Source organism: Psychrobacillus faecigallinarum, from assembly GCF_014836595.1.
GTDB classification, from domain to species: Bacteria; Bacillota; Bacilli; order Bacillales_A; family Planococcaceae; genus Psychrobacillus; species Psychrobacillus faecigallinarum.
Window position 1 is genome coordinate 26,591 of the sequence record NZ_JACSQO010000004.1, and the last position, 13,465, is coordinate 40,055.

Sequence of the window (13,465 nt, forward strand, 5' to 3'; positions counted from 1 at the left end):
GATACCATTTTCCCTTAAATTTTTAATAGAAAGGGGTCAATTTGACAATTGTTGTTTCTAATGAGAAAAAATATAGTTCAATTGGCAAGTTATCAGTGAGAAATTAGCTGGAGATTAATACTTTAGAAATAACAAAATAAGTCCTTCTGATTTTCAGAAGGACTTATTTTGCGTTATTCAGTATTTTCTTTAACTAAATTCCTTTATTGTCTCGAAGTTCTATAATTGTTCCTTCAGGAGCTTGTAATTTGCATAAGTTACCGTTCTCAACTTGATAAATGAATTCATTGTTTTTCATCAGAAATTTAACTCCTATTTCACGTAGACGAGCCACTTCTGAATTTAAATCATCAACCCATATACAGAAATGAACTAACCCTTGTGAATTTGAGTCTCCATGACTAAGTATTTCATTTAGTTTTCCGGTTTGTAATTCGATATAAAAGTTATTTAATTGTATCCATGTGTTAAAATTTCTGTCATGAAAACCGAATGATTCTTTTACTAATTTAAAACCTAGTCCTTCGGTGTAAAAATTTAACGTTTCATAATATGTATTTGTTTGAATGCATAAATGATGAACAAAGCTTTCTCCCACATAATTACCTCATTTCAGTAAATTGATATCCTAATTATTATTTCTATTTAAAAGTTTCTAACTTCCTCAATGATTGAATTTCCCTCAGTAGCTTCAGAATCAAGCCATTTCCATTTTTCATATAATCTAATTCGCCCATCAGGTAAAATTTTAGGAGTAGAAGTGCATTGGCCACCTCTAATTTCATTTTTGTTGTTAACGTGGTTATATCGAAACTCTAAGCAACCGTCGCCATTTATAACTCCAATCAATGTGCCTTTTACAATTTCCCCACCACTATATGCTGCTGAGATAATATGTCCCTCTTGTTTGTATTCAAAAATAGTTTTTGAAGAAACTTCACCGTTATCTGTATTTTCAATTGAAACAAAGCATCGACCATTGTAATCTATCACTTTTCTCTTCCCCTTTGCCTTATGATGTTTAATAATCATACTATTTTTTATTGAACGGAACTATTGATATATTCGATGATTCATAATAATAAGGATAAAAATTAATATTAAAAGTTAAATGAAGTGAAAAAATTTAAAAAGAGAAGTAGAATAGGAAATATAAAACCCTTTAAATAATGGGAATATGAACATAAATGAAAGTGGGCGAAACCATGAACGCGTACGATGAATATATGAAGCAAGTAGTTAAACCAATGAGAAGTGAGTTAACAGACGCTGGTTTTAAAGAATTGACTACTCCTGATGAGGTGCATAGCCATATGAAGGAGACTGGGGTTTCTTTAATTGTAGTTAACTCAGTTTGTGGATGTGCAGCTGGGCTTGCTAGACCCGCAGTAACAGCAGCCGTTGCGGAGCTAGACAAAAAACCTGAGCATTTAGTAACTGTTTTTGCTGGTCAAGATCAAGAGGCAACTGCAACTATGCGAGATTATTTTAGCGATGTTCCTCCAAGCTCGCCTTCTATTGCTATTTGGAAAGATGGGGAATTGGCTTATTTCATTCCTAGAGAACAAATTGAAAGTAATTCTATGGATACTATTAAAGATCATTTAGCTGGTGTTCTTGCAGATATTATCTAATGGAAAGTATTATTACCACTGCTGGTAGAACAAATATAAGTATGATTCAAACCGCAAAAGAAATAGCATCTCTTTTAAAAATTTCATATGTAGAAAGAAACAAAAAATCTGTTGAAAAAATACAACAAGAGCATCAGGCAAATGTAATGGTTGTGGGGAAGGAGCGGTTAGAGTATTTTCCTTATGGTTCCTTAACCCCTTTTTTCTTTCACCCAAATTCCGCTGCATTCCGAATGAAAAGATTGATCAAGGGAGATAAAGATCCTTTTTTACTCGCAACAGAGCTATCTAAAGGAGATAAATTTCTAGATACTACTGCGGGATTGTGTTCAGATAGTCTAATTGCAGCTTATGCAATAGGAGATACTGGAATAGTGAATGCATTAGAAAAAGATAGAATTATTGCTTACATGGTGCAACAAGGTTTAAAAAAATATAATACTGATTTTTCTATTCTACAACATACAATGCGCCAAATAAGCATCTTTCATGACGACGCTTTAAATTTTTTAAAAAGAGCTGAGGATAATTCATATGATGTAGTTTATATGGATCCAATGTTTGAAGAGGAAATTATTGAATCCACCAACTTTCAATCGTTGAGAGATATAGGGGTACATGGAGGCTTGAGTAATGAGTGGGTGGAACAAGCAACAAGAGTTGCTCGAAAACGAGTAGTTTTAAAAGCTCATTTCCGGTCGCCAATGTTCGAAAGCTTTGGTTTTAAGCAAATAACCAGACCCACCTCTAAATTTCACTTCGGAGTGATTGAAAAATAAAAAGAGGGAAGTGACTAATGTCGCTTCCCTCTTTTTTAACAGTTTAAAAATCAGTGCGTGAAGTTTAATGAAGTTAAATAACCTAATAAAAATAAAAATCCAATTCCAATGATTATATCTGTGCTCATAAGAATTTCCTCCTTAGTTTAAAAAACCTACTGATTGTTTACCCTATTTATTGTACAATGAATACAAGGAAGATGAAACCTTTTGTTCTCGATTTCGTATATCTTAATATCCGGTTATACCAAATTTGTACATAATTGAAGGTGAAAAAGATGAAAAAATGGTTCCAAAAGTCGATTATAATTACTGTTGCTTTGCTTACCTTTGGATTAATATCGCCAAACCATGTCATTTGGGAGCAATTATTAGACAATAAAGCTCCGTTGAAATCGGTCACTTCTGAAAGCAATACCCGGGAGTATGACCATGTCAGTCTTCAAGAACCTATTGATTACAGTGAAAGTATTACCATAGCAGCTAAAGAGCAAGCATACATAAAATTTGGGACAAGAATAGGGCCAGTTATACAAAATGAATTTGATGATATTATATTCCCAAGGATTCAAGAAGCTATTGATGCTACAATTATTAATCTAGACAGTGATAAAGCATCTCAACTAGCTATATCAGAGAGACCATCTGGGGAATATCATGAAAAAATATTTAATATTTATGATGACATTTCTAAAAAAGACATAATGCGTTTCCACGTTAGAACAGATAAAAAACCGCTTGATGGTTACTACTTTAATTTTCATTATCACCTGGCAGAAGATAAATATACAAAGCATTATGCTCTAGGTGAGATTTTTTGGTCCAAGAATACACCACCTAAATGGCTCTCTTAGATGAGAGCTTTTTTTACGGATGAAAGGAAGTAATAAAATGAAGCAATACTTAGATTTATGTAAACACATTCTTGAATATGGAGTAGAAAAAGGGGATCGAACTGGAACAGGCACGAAGAGCGTTTTTGGTTATCAAATGCGCTTTGACTTATCTGAAGGTTTCCCTTTAATGACTACTAAAAAAACTGCCTTTCGACTTATAGTTAGTGAGCTTTTATGGTTCTTAAAAGGAGATACGAATGTTAAAACGTTGATAGAGGCTAATAATCATATTTGGGATGAATGGGCTTTTGAAAAATGGGTGAATAGTGATAAGTACACTGGTCCAGACATGAGCAATTTTGGCGTAAGAGCTTCAAAGGATCCTGAATTCAAGGTAGTGTTGAAAGAGCAAATGAAACTCTTCTGTGATAAAATTCTCTCAGACGAATCTTTTGCGAAAGAGTTTGGCGACCTTGGCCCAGTTTATGGTAGACAATGGCGTTCATGGCCCACTCAAAATGGTGAAACAATTGACCAATTAGAAAACCTAATAGAGGGCATTCAAAACAATCCTGATTCTAGAAGACATATTATTACTGCATGGAACCCTGCAGAGGTGGATGATATGGCATTGCCACCATGCCATAGTTTTATGCAATTTTATGTAGCTAATGGAAAGCTATCCTGTCAGTTGTATCAGCGAAGCGCGGACGTTTTCCTAGGAGTTCCTTTCAATATTGCATCCTACGCTTTACTTGTTCATCTAATAGCTAGGGAATGTAAGTTAGAAGTAGGTGAATTCGTTCATACTCTTGGTGATGCTCATATTTATTCGAATCATTTTGAACAGGTTGAAACTCAGTTAGCAAGATCGCCTCGTCCTTTACCGACATTATTATTAAATGAAGAAAAATCGTCTATTTTTGACTTTGAAATCGAAGATATTACTATAGAAGGCTATGACCCACATCCAAAAATCAAGGCACCAATTGCTGTTTAGAGGAGAGAAGAATAATGATATCACTTATCGTAGCACATGATCCAAATCGTGTAATTGGCTATAACAAAGATTTACCATGGCATATACCAGGTGATTTGGCTTATTTCAAAGAGAAAACAATGAACAAAGCAATGGTTATGGGTAGAAACACATACGAGTCGATTGGAAGAGTATTACCAGGGAGAAAGAGTATCATTGTTACTAGAAATCCTTCATACAGAGTCGAGGGAGCAGATGTAGTAGGTAATTTGACTGATGCTGTTGAATTAGCGAAAGCTCATCATCACGAAGTAATGGTTATCGGGGGAGAACAAATATTTAGAGCAATCTTGCCAAAAGCAGATAGATTATATATTACATTTATTCAACAAACGTTTACAGGAGATACTTTTTTTCCGCCTTATAGTTATGATGAGTGGGTTCTTACGGAAAAGTCAGAAGAAATGACGACTCCTGACGGAATAACCTATGTATATTTGGTTTATGATAGAAAGGTTAGTGAATAAGTTGTTTTCTTCTTTAAGGACATTTGGATTTTTATTTGGTTATTTACCATTTAGTCTTCCAAAATTAAACAAGATTAAATCTCTAAAAAATGAGATTTCAGTAGAGGAATACGATCAATTAATTCATGAGGTACCTCAAAAATGGGCAGGCGGCATTCTTAAAAGAACAAAAAGTGAATTTACTGTAGAGGGATTAGAAAACCTCCCTCAGGGAGCTGTGTTGTTTATAAGCAACCATGAAGGAAACTTTGATATACCGACCCTGTTAACTCATATACCTAAACCATTTGGATTTATCTCAAAAATAGAGGTAAAAAAAATTCCTTTGATTTCTAAATGGATGGAGGAAATGAATTGTGTATTTTTGGATCGGTCTAATAGAAAAAGCAGTTATCGTTCGATACAAGATACAGTGTCACAATTGCAACAAGGACATTCTATTTTGATGTTTCCAGAGGGTACACGAAGCAAAGGACAAGGCATTGGTACATTCAAATCAGGATTCATGCGTATTGCCAAAGAGGCAAACGTGCCGATTGTTCCAATAGCCATACACGGAACCTCAAATATTATGGAGAAAAATAATAACAAAATTTGCCCAGCTCACGTTCAAATTAGTATACTTCCTTCATATAGTAAAGAGATGATTCAAGAAAATGATTCAAAACAAACTATGGAAGACCTACATACAGTTATCTCAAATAAAATTATTGAGCTCCAAAGTAGACACAAATAGTTTACAGAGTGGCGTCTTTCTTCTTATAATAGTACTATAGAGGAAGGAAGGGATACACAGTGCCTAAGGTTCATATAGTTACAGACTCGACAGCAGACCTAACAAAAGAGATAATTGAAAAATATAATATACATGTTGTACCTTTAACAATTCAGATTGATGGAGAGTCATACATTGACGGTGTTAACATACAACCAGAAGAATTTTTACATAAAATGAGCTCTTCAAAAGATCTTCCAAAGTCCTCCCAACCTGCAGTAGGTGTTTTTAAAGAACTTTATGACAGGCTTGGTAAAAATGGAGATCAAGTTATTTCTATTCATATGACCGGAGGCATGAGTGGTACGGTTAAATCGGCACAGAATGCAGCTGATTTAACGGATTCTGATGTTACAGTTATTGATTCAAAGTTTATTTCTTTTGCCCTATACTTCCAAGTAGAAGAAGCAGCAAAGATGGCGGCAAACGGTTCAACAAAAGAGGCTATTATTGAAAAGGTTTTTGATATTCGATCTAAAACCGATTTATATGTTGTTGTAGATACTTTGGATAATTTAGTTAAAGGTGGACGCATTGGAAAAGGGAAAGCAATGATTGGATCATTACTTTCTATTAAGCCAATTGCTAGCCTTGCAGACGGGGTTTATACTCCTGTAGCAAAAGCTAGAAGTCATAAGCAAGTAGTCAACTATTTGTTTAAACAGTATTTGGAAGACACTAAAGGTAAAATCGTAAAAGCAGTTGGAATATCTCATGCCCATGGGTTATCTATGGCCACACCTTTAATGGAATTAATTAAAGACTCTGGTTTTAAAGATATTCAAGTTTCCTTTACTTCTCCAGTGATTAGTACACATACTGGTCCCGGTGCTATTGGTTTTATGTATATGACAGAATAATGCTAAAAGCAGGGAGGCTCAATATTTCCCTGCTTTTATTTATAGATTTTGTGAAGTTTGCCTAGGACATTAAGTTTTCGTACAGTTAAATAGCAAGGGCGTACTTCAAAAAAATAAAGGTTTTTCCATCCAGATTATTAATGGGTATAAATAAAGGGGTTAGATATGAAATATAAGTATTTAATAATTCTTGTTTTTGTTTTTCTTTTATCAAGTTGTGCTCCAGAAAAAATACAAGAAGTAAGCTTTTCTGAAAAGGAGACAATCTTATTTGAAGAATATATAATTCCATCTGAATTCTTTCCAAGAACACTTGAGTTGGTTGGGCTTGGTGATTCTCTAACTCAAGGGGTGGGAGACGAATTAAAAAGAAATGGTTATGTAGGAAGGCTAAAAAATCAAATATTAGAATACAAAGGAATAGAAGATGTTGTCTTAACCAATACTGCTAAAAGAGGAAGACGTAGTGACCAACTCTTAAAATTGTTAAGAGATGGTGAAATAGACCATCAAATTCGAAAAGCAGATTTAATAACAATTACCATTGGTGGTAACGATGTTATGAAGGTATTTAAAAAGGACCTTTTTAATCTTCAAATTGAGGCTTTTGAAAAGGAACTTCAACGTTTCGAAAGAAATTATGATGATATCCTTGAAGAAATTCGAGAGGTTAATAGCAGTGCTCCAATACTAATGATAGGAATTTATAACCCTATTACCATTGTTACAGATGAAACGAGTGAGGTAGACCAAATTATCACTGATTGGAATGACACCATTGAATCACTCTCATATAGTAATACGAATGCATGTTTTGCACCAATTGATACTTTGTTTGATTCTAATGCAAACTTAGTTTATCATACCGACTTCTTCCATCCTAATAGCAAGGGATATGAGTTAATAGTCGAGAATGTAGTAAATTCTTTAGAAAATTGTGGTTTGATAGATGAGCAAAGTAGGGAATTGTTCTTTTGAGGAGTTGGTTAGATGAATAAGTGGAAGATTGCCTTTTTTTTATTGTTATTAGTTATTGTAGGAAGTATTGGTACGGTATTATATTGGATAACAGCTCCAACAGAATCTGTAGAGGTAAAAAGCGCTGAGGAGGCTAATCCCTCTGGGCATGTATTAACTGTAAATGCCTCTAAGGAGGATTTTCAGGGCATTGCAAACACATTTATAGCGAAAGCAATGGATAATAAACCTATACCCCTTCAATTGAGTGTAGATGATCAAATTATTTTAAGCTCGGAGTTAACTATATTTTCACTAACTCTCCCAGTTAAAATGTATTTCGAACCTTTTGTAGAGGAGAATGGCAATATTCGTCTCGAGCAATCTTCTGTAGAAGTCGGTCAGCTTCAATTACCACCAGAAACTGTGTTAAAGTTATTAAGAGATTCCATTGATCTTCCACGCTGGATGGTGGTTAAGCCTGACGAGGAGGAAGTATTAATTCAATTAGCTAGCATTCCAATGGCTTCCGGAGTCAATGTCCGAGCTAAAGAATTAAATCTTCAGGAAGATAAAATTGTTTTAGAAATAATAGTTCCATCGAAATGAGGGATATATAATGGAAAAAGCAACATTTGCAGGAGGATGCTTTTGGTGCATGGTAAAACCGTTTGATTCGTATGACGGCATTGAAAAAGTAGTTTCTGGATATACGGGTGGGACTGTACCAAATCCAACTTATGAACAGGTCTGCTCAAATGCTACAGGACACTATGAAGCTATTCAAATAACATTTGAACCAAGCAAGTTCTCTTATGATCAATTACTTGAAATATTTTGGTTAAATATCGACCCGACAGACGAAGAAGGACAATTTTTTGATAAAGGTTCGTCCTATCAAACGGCTATTTTTTACCATACGGAGGAGCAACGAAAGAAAGCGGAGCAATCGAAAGATGCACTTGATGCTTCTGGAAGGTTCCCAAAGAAAATAGCTACAAAAATTTTGCCTGCTTCAGAATTTTATGAAGCAGAGGAATATCATCAGGATTACTATAAAAAGAATCCGACACATTATAACCGTTACTTTGTTGGATCAGGAAGAGCGGCGTTCGTAGAGAACAATAGGAGGCTTCAAAATGAAGGATAAACTAACTGAAATGCAATATTATGTTACACAACAAAATGGAACAGAGCCACCCTTTCAAGGAGAATATGATAAGCATTTTGAAGAGGGAATCTATGTAGATGTTGTTTCTGGAAAACCATTATTCCATTCTAAGGATAAATATGATGCGGGATGTGGATGGCCAAGCTTTACTAGACCCATAGAAGCACATGAAGTGATAGAGCACTTTGATGATTCTCATGGCATGAGAAGGGTAGAAGTAAGAAGTAAAACAGCTAACTCTCATTTAGGGCATGTTTTTCCTGATGGTCCTAAGGAAGAAACAGGTTTACGATACTGTATCAACTCAGCTGCTATGCGTTTTGTTCCAAAAGCCAAGCTAGAAGAAGAAGGCTATGGAGAATTTTTAAAATTATTTTAATGAACACAAAAGCATGGAATTAATTTTCCATGCTTTTTTATTATGCTTTAAGAAATTATATACTGAATTCACTAGTTGTAGATAGGTTTCTGAGATTAAGTAAAGTATGGGGAAACGAGTGTGAATTCCCAAATGAAAGTTTGGGAGTACATTAAAAGGCCACAAAATTAAAAACGCTGAGCCTTTAGAGTGGAAGGCAAGGCTGGTGCAGTAACCAGAGTAGGATTAATCTCCCATGAGTGCTACTCGTATAGAGTGCGACAGTCTGTGATGCACAGTAGTCGATGGAGTCAGACTAACGGACGGGCTCTATGGCCCATAGTTCATCGACTTCTTCGCCTGCCATACTAATCTATACCCACTCTGCAACAATTTCATCCTCTGTGGAGCAGTTTTTTGGGTCTGTATGGATGGCTAACAGGTGCTTAGTAAAATTTGATCATCATTTCGATGATCTATTTTTATGTCCAAAACATTAAATTGATCCCAGAAATGCATTGTGAAATGTTACACTTAAACTATAGCAGCAGGATAGTTGAAGCGTGTTGTTTAAATTGTGTTTAACAATCGGGCATATTGAGATTGACAAGAAAACAGAATGAGTGACGCAAGGAATAAATGTTATTTACACTTTGCTGAGGGGGTACTTATGAAAATTCACTATTATTTAGGTTGGTTTGACAATTTTTTTCCAGAGAATCTGGGTAGGGTGTTACAGGAGGATATAACTGATAGAAAATCGCTAGCTATGATTAGCTCGAATCCATCTATTTATGAAGATGATGGTGCTAGTGAACGCTCGTGGCTCGATCAGGCTGGCATTATGTTTGATGAGTATCATTTAATTAATTTCCGCGTACAGAAGGAGGAAGCCCAAACGATAATTCAAAATGCTTCAGTCATTTTCTTGTTGGGTGGCAATATTCTTAATCAAAATGGTTTTTTGATGCAATATGAATTATCGGATTCGATTAAAAAAAGCAGCGCCGTTGTGATGGGAGCCAGTGCTGGAGCAATCAACATGTCCGCTAAATGGTTATGCTCGAAAAACTTTGGAGATGAAGTTGAAATGAGCTCTGTTTACGACGGAATCGGTCTTGACAATTTTTCCGTCCTGTCTCATTTTGATCTTGAAAATAACATGGCACTGGTTCAAAGCGAACTATCTCCCCTATCGGAAGAAATAAATATTTATGCGTCGAACAAAGATTGCGCTATACGTGTAAAAGGAGACAAAATCGACGTTTTTGGCAATGTTTATTTAATTTCCAACTCAAAGATTCAGAAATTGGATGAGACACTCTAGTTGTAGCGAATCGCTAATGGGTTATTGAAATAATTTCTTTATGCACCGTCTCTAATTTAAATTAAGTGAAGGAGAACTGGCGCGATTGTTGAATATGCGTTTATTTTTTCTACTTAACCTAACAGGTGCGTTAGCAAAATCTGGCCATCGTTTCGATGGTCTATTTTTATGTCCAAAACATTAAGTTGATCTCAGATATGCAATGTGAAATGTTACATTTAAACCAACGGTGCATTATATTTGAACAAGGAATTTGTTAGCTCACGTATCAACGCTTTTGTTAGACATATACCGTAGACACATTAAATGGAACTTTTTAACACGAAATTCGACTTATTAAATGAAGGGGGGGTCAGATGAGATTTACAAAGAATTTATTTGTTTCATTAACAATGATTCTATTTGCTATTACAGGGTGTTCTAGTGGAATAGAAAATGAAGAACAAAGCATAAAAGTTCAAAAGCGTATTGGTGATGAAAATAAATATGAAGACTTCAAAGAAATTACTGATAATAAGAAAGTTCAAAAGGTAAAAAGTATATTAGATAAAGCTGATTGGGAAAACGCCAAAGTGGATATGGTACGTCCTGCTGATTATAGGTTTGGATTTCAGTTTAAAAATCCTGAAAAAGGGGCAAAAGCAGTGTTATATGAAATTTGGATAAGTCCAAATATAGATAAAGTGGAAGTTGTAAAAGGTGATAATGAGTATGTTCAACTAAACGAGGAAAATTCTACTGTTTTATTTGAAATATTAACAGGAGAAAGACTTTTTGATTTGTGATTGGATAATTCAGATATTTAAAAAGAACTTGAAGAAAATTTTAAACTTTAATCCTTCTTCAATAAACGTCGTGCTTTACTTCAAGAAGGGTAAAGCCTTTTTTCTTATTGGACTAACGCGGTAGGATAATAAAACAACAGAAAATTCAAAAAATATAATGGAGGTTATTAGCTTTGCAAAAATGCGAGAAATGCAATACACATTTTAGTTGGAGTAAAATCTATGAATCCTTCTGGCTAAATTATAAACCTATTAATTGTAACGAATGCGATACAACACATAAGATAACAACACCAAGCAGGTTAATTTTTGTTTCTTTAACTATTCTTCCAATGCTCACCTTCGGTTATTTTCTGTCTCCTTTTAGCAATGGTCTTTTGACACTTGGCATAGCTATCTTTATTTTAATAATTGGTTCTTTGTTGGCACCTTTTCTTGTTACTTATAAAGGGTCTTTGTGAAATAATGTACTTAAACTAACGGGTGCTTTAGTAAAAAAGGAAATCAAAATAAAATGAGCTTAGGAAAAATACCTAAGCTCATTTTTTGTGTCTTAAATCAACCTTTAACATAGCCAAATCTTAAAGCTTAAATTCATTGACTACTTTTCGTAGTTCGTCCGCTTGATGAGACAATTCAACAGCAGATGCATTGATTTCTTGCATCGCTGCGCTGCCTTGCTCAGCAGCTGCAGCAGAGCTTTCTGTGTTGGACGCAGTATTCTCAGCAATATGAGTAACCTCTATAAAGGAGGCAGCTACTTCCTGGCTAAATTCAAGTGTTTGTCCGATTTGATTTACCATTTTATCAATAATACTGATTGTTTCCTCTGTATTTTTCATTATTTGTTCCAGGGAAGCATTTGTCTCATTGGCAACTTCTACACCTTTGATAACGCTCTCTACCCCTTCATGATTTTGCTTAACGATAGAAGTGACCTCAGATTGAATAGAAGTTACAATTCCTGTCACTTCTTTTGCAGCATTTTGAGATTGTTCGGCAAGTTTTCTTACCTCATCGGCGACTACTGCGAAGCCTCGTCCGTGCTCACCCGCACGAGCAGCCTCAATTGCTGCATTCAATGCAAGCAGATTAGTTTGCTCGGCTATAGCGGTAATCGTTTTAATAATAGAAGTGATTTCATATGACTTTACCCCTAGAGCTTGTACTGTTTGAGATGTGTTAGCCATCGTTTCTTCGATATCTAGCATGACATTAGACGAGTGCTGTACTGATTTTACACCTAATCTAGCAGCAGAGGTCATATTATCTGTTGCTGATTTTACAGCTTGAGCGTCATCGTTCAAATATCTAGTTGCTTCCTCTAGTGAATTCATTTTTTGAATAGCCAGTGTCATACTTTTCAAGGTCTGTTCACTTCCGGATGCAATTTCGTTTGTAGAGTCGGCTATGGATTGAATTGTGATTGATGTATCATCAGAAGAAGCCATGAGCTGCTGTCCACTTGCTGATACGTTTTCAGTTAACAAACTAACTCGTTTAACCAAATCTGCAATAGATGCTATTAAAACATTTGTATTAGAAGCAATCTCAGCGAATTCATCCTTTGTTCTAACTTTTACTCTTCTTGTCAGATCGCCACCTGCTTGAGCAATATCTAAAATAGAACGGTTAATAGAATAAGTGCTACGTTTAATCGAATTAAATAACAAAATTCCAAATATTAAAGTTAACAATACAGAGAAAATTGTTAATCCTATAAACAAGTACAAGGAGTTTTGATTCTTTTCTTCAAGTAGTGTAATTTGATTAGCATTCTTTTTTGCTAACACTTCATTCATTGCTTCTATTTGGACATCAACATGACTCATAGCTGTACGTCCATTTCCTGCATTAACTAGCTTTTGCGCAGCTTCGAAGCCATTTTTATCTCTCAAGCTAAGGGCACGTTCCGAGTATTGAAGATATGTATTAAAATGCTCATTAATTGTTGTCACTTTTTTTAGTTCTTCTGGTCTGTTCTTATAGATCGCCTCTAATTCTTTAAAACGAGTAATGATTGCATCTTTATAACTTCTATAACTTGTCATATAATTTGATTTACCTGTTATGATATAACTTTGCTCCGCGTTTGAAAGTTTCGCTATATCTGCTGACAATTGGTTGACCATAAGCTGCTCTTTAATATCCACGTTCATAAAAGTTTCTAATTCCTTCTGAGACGACTGCATGTTGCCTGAAGTAAGAAGAAGCATGGAAAATAGAATAATAATTAGGACGGAAAAAATAATTAGTACTCTTCCACGGATTGAATTTAACAGATTTGTCTTTTGAAAGCTCTTTCTCTTGTTTGTATCTTTTGTTAAACGGGAAAGTGAAAAAACAAATGGTTTTTTCTGTTTCTTTGGTTTTGGTAATTTAGGTGATTTAGGAGCTTTCTTCTTTTTAATAAAAGAGGTCAAACGAACCAATCCTTTCTATAGGTTTTATCTTCATAATTTTTAGTTTAATTGTTT

Annotated in this window: 17 protein-coding genes; 14 read left to right on the forward strand and 3 right to left on the reverse strand. The window is 34.8% G+C overall.

What is annotated here, in order from left to right:
- Window positions 1-193: 193 nt before the first annotated feature.
- Window positions 194-598, reverse strand: coding sequence for a VOC family protein (locus tag H9650_RS09390; RefSeq protein WP_144536678.1), 405 nt, complete (start codon window positions 596-598; stop codon window positions 194-196).
- A 47-nt stretch (window positions 599-645) separates the two neighbouring features.
- Window positions 646-993: a n-acetylglutamate synthase gene (locus tag H9650_RS09395; RefSeq protein WP_191697050.1), complete on the reverse strand. Its 348-nt coding sequence runs from the start codon at window positions 991-993 to the stop codon at window positions 646-648.
- Window positions 994-1,205: 212 nt separating this feature from the next.
- Between H9650_RS09395 and H9650_RS09400 the strand changes: the two genes are divergently transcribed.
- The 14 genes from H9650_RS09400 (at window position 1,206) to H9650_RS20885 (ending at window position 11,449) form a co-directional block, all read left to right on the forward strand.
- The gene (locus H9650_RS09400; protein WP_144536676.1) at window positions 1,206-1,634 is read left to right on the forward strand and encodes a BrxA/BrxB family bacilliredoxin; all 429 of its coding nucleotides are present in this window, start codon (window positions 1,206-1,208) and stop codon (window positions 1,632-1,634) included.
- Window positions 1,634-2,413 carry a class I SAM-dependent methyltransferase gene (locus tag H9650_RS09405; RefSeq protein WP_144536674.1) on the forward strand — a complete coding sequence of 260 codons (780 nt, stop codon included), beginning with the start codon at window positions 1,634-1,636 and terminating at the stop codon, window positions 2,411-2,413. The genes H9650_RS09400 and H9650_RS09405 overlap by 1 nt, the downstream gene beginning before the upstream one ends.
- Window positions 2,414-2,691: 278 nt before the next feature.
- Window positions 2,692-3,267 (forward strand): YpjP family protein, encoded by a 576-nt coding sequence (locus H9650_RS09410; protein ID WP_144536672.1) that lies wholly within the window; start codon window positions 2,692-2,694, stop codon window positions 3,265-3,267.
- Window positions 3,268-3,304: 37 nt separating this feature from the next.
- Window positions 3,305-4,249, forward strand: coding sequence for a thymidylate synthase (locus H9650_RS09415; protein ID WP_144536670.1), 945 nt, complete (start codon window positions 3,305-3,307; stop codon window positions 4,247-4,249).
- A gap of 14 nt (window positions 4,250-4,263) precedes the next feature.
- A complete protein-coding gene (locus H9650_RS09420; protein ID WP_151110022.1) occupies window positions 4,264-4,755 on the forward strand; it encodes a dihydrofolate reductase in 492 nt (163 codons plus the stop codon).
- Window positions 4,748-5,491: a lysophospholipid acyltransferase family protein gene (locus H9650_RS09425; RefSeq protein ID WP_318245400.1), complete on the forward strand. Its 744-nt coding sequence runs from the start codon at window positions 4,748-4,750 to the stop codon at window positions 5,489-5,491. Before H9650_RS09420 ends, H9650_RS09425 begins: the two co-directional genes overlap by 8 nt.
- Window positions 5,492-5,550: 59 nt before the next feature.
- Entirely contained in the window at window positions 5,551-6,390 is an 840-nt protein-coding gene (locus H9650_RS09430) for a DegV family protein (protein ID WP_144536663.1), read from the forward strand.
- A gap of 165 nt (window positions 6,391-6,555) precedes the next feature.
- Window positions 6,556-7,368: a GDSL-type esterase/lipase family protein gene (locus tag H9650_RS09435; protein ID WP_144536661.1), complete on the forward strand. Its 813-nt coding sequence runs from the start codon at window positions 6,556-6,558 to the stop codon at window positions 7,366-7,368.
- Between the two features lie 12 nt (window positions 7,369-7,380).
- Window positions 7,381-7,956: a YpmS family protein gene (locus H9650_RS09440; protein WP_144536659.1), complete on the forward strand. Its 576-nt coding sequence runs from the start codon at window positions 7,381-7,383 to the stop codon at window positions 7,954-7,956.
- A gap of 10 nt (window positions 7,957-7,966) precedes the next feature.
- Window positions 7,967-8,497 carry a peptide-methionine (S)-S-oxide reductase MsrA gene (gene msrA, locus H9650_RS09445; RefSeq protein WP_191697051.1) on the forward strand — a complete coding sequence of 177 codons (531 nt, stop codon included), beginning with the start codon at window positions 7,967-7,969 and terminating at the stop codon, window positions 8,495-8,497.
- Entirely contained in the window at window positions 8,487-8,897 is a 411-nt protein-coding gene (gene msrB / locus H9650_RS09450; RefSeq protein ID WP_144536655.1) for a peptide-methionine (R)-S-oxide reductase MsrB, read from the forward strand. Before msrA ends, msrB begins: the two co-directional genes overlap by 11 nt.
- Window positions 8,898-9,546: 649 nt before the next feature.
- Window positions 9,547-10,203, forward strand: coding sequence for a Type 1 glutamine amidotransferase-like domain-containing protein (locus H9650_RS09455; RefSeq protein WP_191697052.1), 657 nt, complete (start codon window positions 9,547-9,549; stop codon window positions 10,201-10,203).
- 356 nt (window positions 10,204-10,559) lie between these two features.
- Window positions 10,560-10,988, forward strand: coding sequence for a hypothetical protein (locus tag H9650_RS09460; protein WP_191697053.1), 429 nt, complete (start codon window positions 10,560-10,562; stop codon window positions 10,986-10,988).
- Between the two features lie 173 nt (window positions 10,989-11,161).
- The gene (locus H9650_RS20885; RefSeq protein ID WP_151110010.1) at window positions 11,162-11,449 is read left to right on the forward strand and encodes a TIGR04104 family putative zinc finger protein; all 288 of its coding nucleotides are present in this window, start codon (window positions 11,162-11,164) and stop codon (window positions 11,447-11,449) included.
- A gap of 120 nt (window positions 11,450-11,569) precedes the next feature.
- Here the strand turns inward: H9650_RS20885 and H9650_RS09470 are convergent, their stop codons facing one another.
- Window positions 11,570-13,411: a methyl-accepting chemotaxis protein gene (locus H9650_RS09470; RefSeq protein WP_225216006.1), complete on the reverse strand. Its 1,842-nt coding sequence runs from the start codon at window positions 13,409-13,411 to the stop codon at window positions 11,570-11,572.
- Between the last annotated feature and the right edge of the window lie 54 nt (window positions 13,412-13,465).

Excerpts from the sequence above, each read along its gene's own strand:
- H9650_RS09400 (WP_144536676.1), top strand. The coding sequence starts at position 1,206 with ATGAACGCGTACGATGAATATATGAAGCAAGTAGTTAAACCAATGAGA.
- H9650_RS09405 (WP_144536674.1), top strand. The coding sequence starts at position 1,634 with ATGGAAAGTATTATTACCACTGCTGGTAGAACAAATATAAGTATGATT.
- H9650_RS09410 (WP_144536672.1), top strand. The coding sequence starts at position 2,692 with ATGAAAAAATGGTTCCAAAAGTCGATTATAATTACTGTTGCTTTGCTT.
- H9650_RS09415 (WP_144536670.1), top strand. The coding sequence starts at position 3,305 with ATGAAGCAATACTTAGATTTATGTAAACACATTCTTGAATATGGAGTA.
- H9650_RS09420 (WP_151110022.1), top strand. The coding sequence starts at position 4,264 with ATGATATCACTTATCGTAGCACATGATCCAAATCGTGTAATTGGCTAT.
- H9650_RS09435 (WP_144536661.1), top strand. The coding sequence starts at position 6,556 with ATGAAATATAAGTATTTAATAATTCTTGTTTTTGTTTTTCTTTTATCA.
- H9650_RS09440 (WP_144536659.1), top strand. The coding sequence starts at position 7,381 with ATGAATAAGTGGAAGATTGCCTTTTTTTTATTGTTATTAGTTATTGTA.
- msrA (WP_191697051.1), top strand. The coding sequence starts at position 7,967 with ATGGAAAAAGCAACATTTGCAGGAGGATGCTTTTGGTGCATGGTAAAA.
- msrB (WP_144536655.1), top strand. The coding sequence starts at position 8,487 with ATGAAGGATAAACTAACTGAAATGCAATATTATGTTACACAACAAAAT.
- H9650_RS09455 (WP_191697052.1), top strand. The coding sequence starts at position 9,547 with ATGAAAATTCACTATTATTTAGGTTGGTTTGACAATTTTTTTCCAGAG.
- H9650_RS09460 (WP_191697053.1), top strand. The coding sequence starts at position 10,560 with ATGAGATTTACAAAGAATTTATTTGTTTCATTAACAATGATTCTATTT.